The organism is Vibrio sp. Y176 (assembly GCF_033438945.1).
Genome location: NZ_JAWOQS010001156.1, coordinates 1 through 523 on the forward strand (window position 1 = coordinate 1; position 523 = coordinate 523).

Below are 523 nucleotides of genomic sequence, written 5' to 3' on the forward strand. Positions count from 1 at the left end.
TTAAACGATCCGGGGGACGCTGGTGTACTTGAAACCGTGTGGAACAACAGTGGTATTCCAAGCATCACCATTGAAGTGGGCATGGGACGTTACACTGAGCAAGCGCTGATTGATCGTACGGTTGCGGGGATTTTTAACGTGCTAAAGCGCCACGAAGTGATTTCTGGTGAAGCTTCGCCAGTCATCCCTTGCCTTGAAGGTAACGAGATCATCAGTATTCGAGCCGAGTTTGGTGGCTTCGTTCTACCACAAGTGAAAATGATGGATACCGTTGAACAAGGTCAATTGCTTGCGATTCAATACGATAGCTTTGGTGACGAAATTCAGCGCTACATGGCACCAACTAGTGGCACGGTATTAAGTCACAACATTGAGTCGATCAGGGCTCCTGGTTCATTGGTTGTTCGCCTAATCAAATAGCCCTAGTTGTTCGCTATTTGAAAGCACTTTTTCGGATAGGTCAATTTGCAACAAAAAGCCCCGCTCATTTAGCGGGGCTTTTTACGAATAAAATCTATTTCTT

At 45.9% G+C, this 523-nt stretch carries 1 protein-coding gene; it reads left to right on the forward strand.

Going from position 1 to position 523, the window contains the following annotated elements; genetic code table 11:
• The coding region (locus tag R7O13_RS30735; RefSeq protein WP_318305703.1) for a succinylglutamate desuccinylase/aspartoacylase family protein at positions 1–420 on the forward strand (420 nt) is incomplete at its 5' end.
• Between the last annotated feature and the right edge of the window lie 103 nt (positions 421–523).